General features: G+C 40.1%; 8 protein-coding genes. 7 read left to right on the plus strand and 1 reads right to left on the minus strand.

Annotated features, from left to right (window positions below):
* The first annotated feature begins 59 nt into the window (after positions 1–59).
* On the plus strand, positions 60–740 hold the full coding sequence (locus LEP1GSC192_RS15210) for a hypothetical protein (protein ID WP_020770868.1): 681 nt from the start codon (positions 60–62) through the stop codon (positions 738–740).
* Positions 737–2,350 carry a HEAT repeat domain-containing protein gene (locus tag LEP1GSC192_RS15215; RefSeq protein ID WP_020770718.1) on the plus strand — a complete coding sequence of 538 codons (1,614 nt, stop codon included), beginning with the start codon at positions 737–739 and terminating at the stop codon, positions 2,348–2,350. Before LEP1GSC192_RS15210 ends, LEP1GSC192_RS15215 begins: the two co-directional genes overlap by 4 nt.
* 135 nt (positions 2,351–2,485) lie before the next feature.
* Here the strand turns inward: LEP1GSC192_RS15215 and LEP1GSC192_RS15220 are convergent, their stop codons facing one another.
* On the minus strand, positions 2,486–2,872 hold the full coding sequence (locus tag LEP1GSC192_RS15220; RefSeq protein ID WP_036090449.1) for a DUF1304 domain-containing protein: 387 nt from the start codon (positions 2,870–2,872) through the stop codon (positions 2,486–2,488).
* A gap of 392 nt (positions 2,873–3,264) precedes the next feature.
* Here LEP1GSC192_RS15220 and LEP1GSC192_RS15225 point away from each other — a divergent pair, with 392 nt between their 5' ends.
* From LEP1GSC192_RS15225 to LEP1GSC192_RS15245, 5 genes are all read left to right on the plus strand, one after another.
* Positions 3,265–4,533 (plus strand): response regulator, encoded by a 1,269-nt coding sequence (locus LEP1GSC192_RS15225; RefSeq protein ID WP_020770799.1) that lies wholly within the window; start codon positions 3,265–3,267, stop codon positions 4,531–4,533.
* A 558-nt stretch (positions 4,534–5,091) separates the two neighbouring features.
* Entirely contained in the window at positions 5,092–5,454 is a 363-nt protein-coding gene (locus LEP1GSC192_RS15230) for a response regulator (RefSeq protein WP_020770679.1), read from the plus strand.
* Between the two features lie 29 nt (positions 5,455–5,483).
* Positions 5,484–5,792, plus strand: coding sequence for a lipid asymmetry maintenance protein MlaB (locus LEP1GSC192_RS15235; RefSeq protein ID WP_157186917.1), 309 nt, complete (start codon positions 5,484–5,486; stop codon positions 5,790–5,792).
* A complete protein-coding gene (locus tag LEP1GSC192_RS15240; RefSeq protein ID WP_020770872.1) occupies positions 5,782–7,809 on the plus strand; it encodes a chemotaxis protein CheA in 2,028 nt (675 codons plus the stop codon). The genes LEP1GSC192_RS15235 and LEP1GSC192_RS15240 overlap by 11 nt, the downstream gene beginning before the upstream one ends.
* A gap of 34 nt (positions 7,810–7,843) precedes the next feature.
* Positions 7,844–9,080: MCP four helix bundle domain-containing protein (locus LEP1GSC192_RS15245; RefSeq protein WP_020770788.1), on the plus strand; the 1,237-nt coding region annotated here is incomplete at its 3' end.

Raw genomic sequence — 9,080 nt, forward strand, 5'->3', positions numbered from 1 at the left:
TTCGGGCGGGAAACGGTCTATAAATCAATTTTCCTAATTTCAGTTTCCTTTTTATTAAAATGCAATTCTTTCGTTCTTACTGGCCCTGGATCTCAGGAGCGTTTATTCTTATTCTTTGTTTTTTATTTATTATTTGGCCGGAAAAAAAAGCACCGTCTCCCAGTCTAGGAGAAGAAGCTTCCGAAGCAGTGGATCGAAAATACGGCAGTGATACCTTGGAATTCCCGGACGCTCCTCACCCTTTCGAGGAAGATCCAGACTTGGAAGGTTCCGCTAAAAGACTTTGGCCTGCGGCATTTAGAGAAAAAAAATCGGAAGAAGAAAGAGAAAAGATAAGAGAGGAATGGATCGACTTTGCGGCAAGATTCCCGCGTAATATATATATTCCGAAAGAATTTCGCCCTCCGCTTACTTCGGAAGACGAAAAAAAAGCAAGAGAACTATTGGATAAGATCACTTCTGCCGAATCCAAGTTTGCATTATCGAGAAATGCAAGCAAATATGACCAACCCGGTTCCGTCCCCACTAGGCCGACAGATCCGAACGTAACTCCGGAAGAACAGAGGGCCTATTTTTCTTATAAAATTTCCGAATTAGAATCCAGGATCCAATTGGTCCAATACGCGATCCAACAAGGTAGAATGGATACTTCCCAGATCCCTCAAGCAAATTCCGATCTTGCAGCTTGGCAGAAGGAATTAACACAACTGATACAAGCTTCCGAATCGGTGCCTAGATGATATTAAAGAAGTTCAAATTACATTCTGTTTTTATGATATTTAGATTATCTCTCATATATGCTACGATGGTGTTCGGATCGACTTTTGGATGTTTCGGTCCTCCTCGCCCAGAACTTTTACCCGAAGTCCAAGAAGAAGAAGGACCAAGCCTGGAACAATTGGTATCCGATCTAAAAAGCCAAAATCCGAGGATGAGATCCCAGGCAATTTTGGAATTAGCATCCAGAAACGAAAGGAAGTTCATTCCAATCGCACGAGAATGGATGAGATCCTCGGAAGCGATCACAAGAGGACCTGCAATCCTGGCATTAGGGATCTGGAAAGACAGATCTTCTCTTCCTGAAATTCTAAACTTTCTGGATCCTAAGTCGGGCATTGATCTAGGAACCGTTTTGGAGTCTATTTCACGAATGGAAGATCCTCAAGCGGGAAATCGTGTGGCGAGCCTTTTAAATCATGAAGACGCGAGTATTCGTTTACTGACTGTAGATACTTTAGTCCGGATCAACGCAAGGCAATCCGGAAACTTCATTTTGACCCGGGCAAAATTGAATAAGGACTCGGACAAGGCCAAAACTTTCGCTATGGCATTAGGAAAATTGAATATTCTCGAAGCAGAAGATTATCTCATCGATCTCGCCTCACATTCCGAGCCCGGCCCCACGTTGGCGGCCTCCTACCTGGCACTTGGAAAGGTTAGAAGCAAAAAATCCATTCCACTTTTAGTAAAAGCTTTACAGGCGGATTTTGATAAGGGAAGGGAGAACTCTTCCATTGCTCTCGTTGAGATCAAGGACCCTAAAATTTTGCCCCTAGTGCTTCCCATTTTAGAAAACCAAGACAAGGAGATCCGATACAGGGCGGCAGATGTTTTGATTGGAGTTCCGGATCCTAGTTTTTCTACCCGTATTTTAGAGGTTTTAGTGAAAGGGAAACCCCTAACAAAAGCTCCCGCATCTCATGTTTTAGGTCGTATCAAATTTTCCAAAGCAAGAGAAGAGATAGAAAAAACGTTGTTAGATCCTACCATTCCCGATAGAGAGATCATCGCACAGTCCTTGGGATATTTGGGCGATAAAAAAAGTATCCCGGTTCTAGTTAAGACACTAAAAGAAGATCTAACGGAAGCAAAATACGGAGCCGTTTGGGCATTAGGCGCAATAGGTTCGGAAGAGGCTCTTCCTTATGTGGAGGAGGCATGCAGATCAAATGACCAAAAACTTGCCAAGATCGCTTCTGAAAGTTTAGGAATGATCGCTTCCCCAAAGTCTTTATCTCTATTAGATAAAAAAACGGAAGATTTTCCGGATCTAGCTCCGATTACATTATCTGCGATTACCTCCATTCGGGGAGAGGAATCTCGCAAAATTTTGGAAAAATATGCGGAAAGCGAAAATATCAATCTTCATCAGGTGGCGGTTTCTCAATTAGGAGCAAAAAAAGATCCGGCAAGCGTTCCGATCCTTATTAGATTGCTGCAAGAAAATTCTCCGTTTCGAAACAGAAAGTTGATCATTTCCGCACTAAAATCCATAACAGGACTAAAGTTCAACTCCAGGAACGAATGGGTCAATTGGTATATATTAGATTTTTCTAAAAATCATCCGTAATTTTCGAGAGACTTGATTGATTCGGATCTACTTTCCGCAATATTTTGTATCGAGTGATCTTAAATAAAAATCGATCCACCCGAAGGTAACCTTCAAGTTGCCCCCAGAACTTTCAAGTGGATCGATCATAAAAATTTATCCGTTGCAGGAAATAAAATACAGAACAACTGCGATCAAAGGAGGAAGTCCTTGGATAATCGCAGCCCTTGCCATTGCAGGTTTAGAAACTAACAACACAAGCCCTGCTCCGAAAACGGAAAGACAAGAGAATGCCAAGATCGCCGGAGCATAACCGGGATGGATCTCGAAAAAGATCGCTCCGTACAATGCTCCAATGGCAAGAAATAAATTATAAAAACCTTGGTTCAAAAAGACAGCCTTCATCGCCTCTGCCGTTTTTGTATCCGAAACTCCGAATCTTCTATGAATGCGAGGTCGCATCCATAATACACTTTCCATAATAAAGATCCAAACATGCAATAGGCCGACGATACCTGCCAAAATTCTTGCGGCAAAAATCATTACGTTTTCCCCCCGGATTAAAATCCCGGGGAGTTTTAATATATGATCCTTTTTTGTAAAGAGGATTCTTTTAAAAATTAACGTTTGTTCGGTAAAGAGCCATAGAAGAGGTGGATTGAACCGGATATAATGTACTTCTTCGATTTTCCCAGCGGAACTTTCTATAATTAATTGTGATTTAACCAGGACCAATTCCATGCATGAAAGGGAGAATGACGTAATGATCCGAGATCCATTATATTAATTATTTATGATTTAATATAAAATATTTCATATTTTCATCTTTACAACGTTTAGGAAATAAATTTCAATAGGTCCGAAAAATGGAAGTTTAAAGCCCCGAATTTAAACATTCTATATGTAAAATTTTTGAAACACGCACTGTTTTGACCATGGCATTAAGATTAAACCTACATAATCCAATTTTGATCATAGAAGATCAGGAGGAAAATCGAGAATTGATCGCTAGATTAGCCAGAAGTTTCGGCGTGGAGGCGGATACTGCTCCAGACGGGAAAATCGGCAGCGAAATGGCCGAAAAAGCCGACTATTCCCTCTATTTAGTCGATCTAGAAATGCCGGTAATGAACGGATTTGATTTTATCAAAAAGATACAAGAGAAAAAGCCCGAGTCTCTATTCATCGTAATTTCCGGGAACGATGTTCCTGAAATTATTATCGAAGTGATGAAGTTGGGGATTTTCGATTATCTTATCAAGCCGATCAATAGGGAAAGATTATACCAAGTCTTAAACAGGATTTCGGAATTTATACGCTTAAAGGAGAGTGAAAGGATCCTGATACAGGAGAACGAAGAACGTCTTAAAGCCCAACTGAATTGGATCCTGTACAAACAATCCTGGCTGACCGATCTGGAAAAGAATGTAGATCTTTCCAAGAGTACTCTCAATAATCTCAAACAAAGCTTTTTTAGCGGAGGAGGCTTCGGAGCAATCGTAAGTATAGTCGAAATGCTCCAGGCGAGCGCTAAAAGGGAAGAATCGGGCTATAATTTCTCCTCAGACGTTATAGAATTACTTTTTGAGAATACATTTTATGTGAAAAAAGGGCTTAGCTCTCTAGAAAAGAGTTTATCGATTCTCAACAAGGACTTCCAAAATTCCTTGAGAAAGACGAATAGTTCAGAGATCTATGATCTATTGGAAAAATCCAGATTACATTTGGAGAACTCCAACCAACAATATAGGGAAAAAAAGAACGTATTCATCCCTCAAATAACACCTCCTCCCAATGGGTTCAATCTAGATGTGGACGCGGATTCACTTTCCAGAATATTCAGCGAATTGTTGGTAAATTCCCTGAAATATTCATCTAATAATTCTGTCATAAACATTTATCTTTCCGTTTCCGGGGGATACTTGAATATCAATCTGAAAAACGAATTCGATCTGCGATCGGTCCCAGGTATCCCTAAAAACAAAGAACTACTGGTCAAACAACCGTTCTATCGACTCGCGGGTTTCGTGGATGAAACCTTGGAAGGTGAGGAATATTTTACCGGTTTAGGGTTAACGATAGTCGATTTTGTAATAAAAAAACACGGTGGGATATTCAGCATACATAACGTTCTTGATCATTCTATAGGAGAAAAACCTGTAGAAGTAGTACTAGCAACAGTTTCTTTGCCTATTAAAAATTAGAACACGCTAATTCTATTATTCCAAACACGTAATCCTCATTTTCGGGAATCGTGTCTCCAAAAAGCAAATTATACAAAAAATGTTTCCTATTCATATAAAATGTTTGATACCAAATCAAAAGAATCCCTCGAAATATATTTCATACTTTGGAATAACAAACGAACGCCAAAAGGACATGACGTACTTTTCGAACAATCATACCTCACAAGGGATAAATCCAGAATGCAAATCAGACGAATTTTGCCTCATTTGACATTCAATGAACTTTAAATTAAATATTACAAAGGAAGCTATCGTTCATTCAGAAAATAATTGAGTCACGTTATACGGTTTCCAAGCAACCCGTTCTATAAAAAAATCATTCCGCAAAGAAATATTTCTATTAAACGAAATTTATTGAATGATTTTGCTTCTCCCATCGTCTATTTCATTCGGGAAAGTTAAGTAACAATCCTCTTCCGAAATAAAATCCGGAATAAGCTCCAATTACATAAAGAGTATCTAATGCAACTCAATCGGATTAGATACGTAGACTCTGTTGAGTGTGAGGTATATTGTATGTCTAAAAAAATATTGATCGTAGATGATTCTCCTGCCCAGAGAAAATTAGTGAAGGTAACCTTGGAATCAAAAGGTTACGAAGTATTGGAAGCGGAGAATGGAGCTCAAGGTTTAGAGTTACTGAGCAACGATCTTAAGCTGGTCGTTTGCGATGTGAACATGCCTATCATGGACGGAGTAGAGTTCGTTGAAAAGGTCAAATCTTCCGGTAACTATCAGTTCCTTCCGATCGTAATGTTAACTACAGAATCCCAAACTGCAATGAAGGAAAAGTTAGTAGCTCAAGGGATACGGGCATGGATCACAAAACCTTTCAGTATGGACCAACTACTTTCCTCCGTTTCTAAATTAGTGGTTTAAAGAACAAACTTTTCATTTTGTCGATGGATATGAACCGTAAAAAAAAAATAAAAATCAAGGGAGAATTAAGAGCTCGTAAGTTAGCTGCAATACGCTCCCGGCTCCTTCCATACACGGACACCGATCTGAGTTTGGATCTTTCTGAAATTAACGAGTTCGACACATCCTCTTTGCAATTTTTACTCTCAATACGTAAGGAACTTGAGGCAAACGGAAACAAACTAGTCGTGATGTCTCCTTCAGAATCTGTGGAAAGAATAATAAGATTTTATAATAAAGATTTTCTATTAGGTTCGTATCTCGGAACGGCAAACGAAGGAATAAACCATGGATCCTAGGGAAAAACCCGGCTTTACGGATTTCGTTTCCGAGACCAGGGACATGCTCGAGTCTCTCGAAAGAGACTTAGTTAAGATCGGTGAAGGGAACAGAGAAAAGGAACTACTGAATTCGTTATTCAGGTCGGTCCATACAATTAAAGGGACCGCCGGTATGTACGATTTCTCCAAAATTGCGGACTTCGTACATTTTTTAGAAGAAACCTTAGATAAGGTACGTTCCGGTAATTTGGAACCCTCAAGCAATCTGATCCGAATTATTCTACAATGTAAGGACCACTTATTTTTACGCTTGGAAAATTTCGAATTAGGAGAATTCGAAAGCGAGGAGATATTAAAAGAAGGTGAAAATCTTATTTTCGACCTTTCCAAACATAGCCCCGGCTCCCTAACTTCGGTCAAAATAACCCCCGAAAAAAATTCGGATAACGACAATTACAAAACTTGGAAGATATATATTTCATGCGGTAGTAATTTATTCGTTAACGGATTGGATCCATACCCTTTCCTAAGATATCTTTCGGAAAAAGGTACGTTAAGCGAGATCGTATTGGATGAAGAAAAGATCCCTAAATTTTCTGACCTGGAAGCATCCGGTTGCTTTTTCGATATAGAAGTTGTTTATAAGTCGGATCTTACTGAGGAAGAGATCCTAGAATCTTTCGAATTTGCCGGCTCGGATATGAAAATCAGACTCGAATCCGTTTCAGATCCTTCTTCTATTCACTCCGATCAAAATGGGATCACTTATCAAAACGGATTTCAGGAAAAATCGGAAACCGGGCCTAAAAATAAAAGTTCGGCCTCCAGAAGTATACGGGTCGATGCGGATAAGTTGGACTTAGTAGTAGATCAAGTGGGAGAAGTTGTAGTTATCTCTTCCGCCCTTCATCAGATAGCTCTAAACCTAAAGGACGAATTCTTAGAGGAACTCACGCATAGGATGTCTCGTCTCTTAGAAGAAATACGTTCCAATAGTTTAAAACTCAGAATGGTCCCCGTCCAAACCCTATTTAACAGGTATTCTAGAGTGGTCTTCGAACTGGGAAAACAAACCGGAAAATCCATCCGATTGGAGATCAGGGGCGGAGAAACCGAACTTGATAAAAACTTAATAGACAATCTAGTCGATCCGTTAACGCATATGGTCCGAAATTCTATAGATCACGGAATCGAGTCTTCGGAAGAAGAAAGGACAAGTTTAGGAAAACCTTCCGAAGCATTGATAATATTAGCTGCTTCGCATAAGGCCGGCGAGATCTTTATAGAGATATCCGATGACGGAAGAGGAATAGATCCCGAATCAGTCCTTAAAAAAGCGAAGGAGAAAGGCCTTTATAAGGAAGGAGATGCGATCAAAGAGGACCAGATCTATTCACTTTTATTCGAACCTGGATTTTCCACGGCTACAAGCGTAACCGAACTCTCAGGAAGAGGGGTTGGATTAGATGTGGTCAAAAAAAACGTAGAGTCGTTACGAGGTAGAATAGAGATCAGCTCAGAAAAGGGAAAAGGGACCACATTTAAGATCATACTTCCACTTACTCTCGCGAATATCGACGGATTCCTTTTGAGGATCGGAAAAAACAAATATGCGATCCCTTTAGACATGGTGAAGGAATGTATGGAATTCCATCCTAAGGAATTCCTAGTCGGAGAACAAAATTATATCAAGGTTCGCGACAAAGTCCTGCCTTGCGTTGATATGAACGACTGGTTCGGAGAACCGATAGGAACGGAAGGAAGAAGGAACCTAGTCATCGTAAACTCGGGGAATCTTCAAGCGGGATTGATCGTTAACGAACTTTTAGGTAGGATCCATTCCGTCATAAAACCGTTAGGCGGACTTTTTGAAGATGCCCAGGGTGTTAGCGGATTCGCTCTTATGGGAGACGGTTCCGTAGCAATGATTATAGATACTACAACGTTGCTTTCCAAAGTCAGGTTAAACAACGAAAACACACTAAACAATGAACTGAATCAGCAAATTACCAGCCTCTCGGGGGCTTCGAATTAATATTGACGTCCCAACCGGGAGTCGGAGGAAAAATATGAGCATTGCACAGAAGTTACTTGCAATTATTCTAATAGGTTTAGTCGGTCTTGGAATTATAGACGGACTTTCCATCTACCAGATGAATCGCATCCATAAAGACGGAAGTAGTTCGCCCTCTTCTTCAAATTGGGAAAACATATCGGCTTCTTTTTCGGAATTAAGGTCGTTGGTTCTAGAAAATTATTCGAATACGGATCAGAACCGTAGGTCGGAAATCGTGTCCCAAATCAGAAAAAATCGGGATACGATCTCTTCCTACTTATCCGAAAGTGCCGCTCGCGTCTCGGATAAAAAAGAAGAAGAACTGATCTCATCCGTTAAATCCTATTCGGAAGAATATTTACAAACCTTCGCAAACGGGATCCTACTCGAAAACGCTAATACTTTAGAACAAAACGAATTCAAAGCTAAAGAAGAGATAGCAGCCAAGAAGTTTCTTACTTCTCTAAAAAACAGATCGGAATATGCCACAGCGTCCTTTAAACAAAAAGGGGTGGAAACTGAGTCTTCCGTTTTAAGCGTATCCATCCTATTGATCTCGCTTTCGTTAGGAATAATAACGTTATTTGCCATTCTTAGTTGGAGGATCGGAATACAAATCCGCCAACAATTAGGCGGAGATTATTCTCTTTTGTCAAAGATAACGAAAAAGATAGCGTCAGGAGATCTATCTAGTGAGATCGATTTGGATCATTCGGATCAAAACGGTCTACTATTACAATTATCCATGCTCCAAACATCTCTGAAGGACCTTTTATCCGAAATGTCGAAAATGTCCAAGGAACATGAAGCCGGGGATATCGACGTTAAGATCGACAGTTCTAAGTTCAAGGGCGCCTTCAAAACCATGTCCGAAGGTATTAATGATATGGTCTTTGCTCATATCGCCGTTAAGAAAAAAGCGATGGAGTGTTTCAAACAATTCGGCGAAGGAAATATGGATGCCGACATCGAAAAACTTCCCGGTAAAAAACAATTTATAAACGAGACAATCGATCAAGTCAGAGCGAATATCAAAGGGCTAATAGCCGAAATGTCAAAAATGTCCAAGGAACACGAAGCCGGAGATATTGACGTTAAGATCGACAGTTCCAAGTTCAAAGGCGCCTTCAAAACCATGTCCGAAGGTATTAATGATATGGTCTTTGCTCATATCGCCGTTAAGAAAAAAGCGATGGAGTGTTTCAAACAATTCGGCGAAGGAAATATGGATGCCGACATCGAAAAACTTC

This window comes from Leptospira sp. B5-022, assembly GCF_000347035.1.
GTDB classification, from domain to species: domain Bacteria; phylum Spirochaetota; class Leptospiria; order Leptospirales; family Leptospiraceae; genus Leptospira_B; species Leptospira_B cinconiae.

Bases quoted from the DNA above. Each gene is read 5' to 3' on its own strand.
- LEP1GSC192_RS15210 (WP_020770868.1), top strand. From the start codon at position 60: ATGCAATTCTTTCGTTCTTACTGGCCCTGGATCTCAGGAGCGTTTATT.
- LEP1GSC192_RS15215 (WP_020770718.1), top strand. From the start codon at position 737: ATGATATTAAAGAAGTTCAAATTACATTCTGTTTTTATGATATTTAGA.
- LEP1GSC192_RS15220 (WP_036090449.1), bottom strand. From the start codon at position 2,872: ATGATTTTTGCCGCAAGAATTTTGGCAGGTATCGTCGGCCTATTGCAT.
- LEP1GSC192_RS15225 (WP_020770799.1), top strand. From the start codon at position 3,265: ATGGCATTAAGATTAAACCTACATAATCCAATTTTGATCATAGAAGAT.
- LEP1GSC192_RS15230 (WP_020770679.1), top strand. From the start codon at position 5,092: ATGTCTAAAAAAATATTGATCGTAGATGATTCTCCTGCCCAGAGAAAA.
- LEP1GSC192_RS15235 (WP_157186917.1), top strand. From the start codon at position 5,484: ATGAACCGTAAAAAAAAAATAAAAATCAAGGGAGAATTAAGAGCTCGT.
- LEP1GSC192_RS15240 (WP_020770872.1), top strand. From the start codon at position 5,782: ATGGATCCTAGGGAAAAACCCGGCTTTACGGATTTCGTTTCCGAGACC.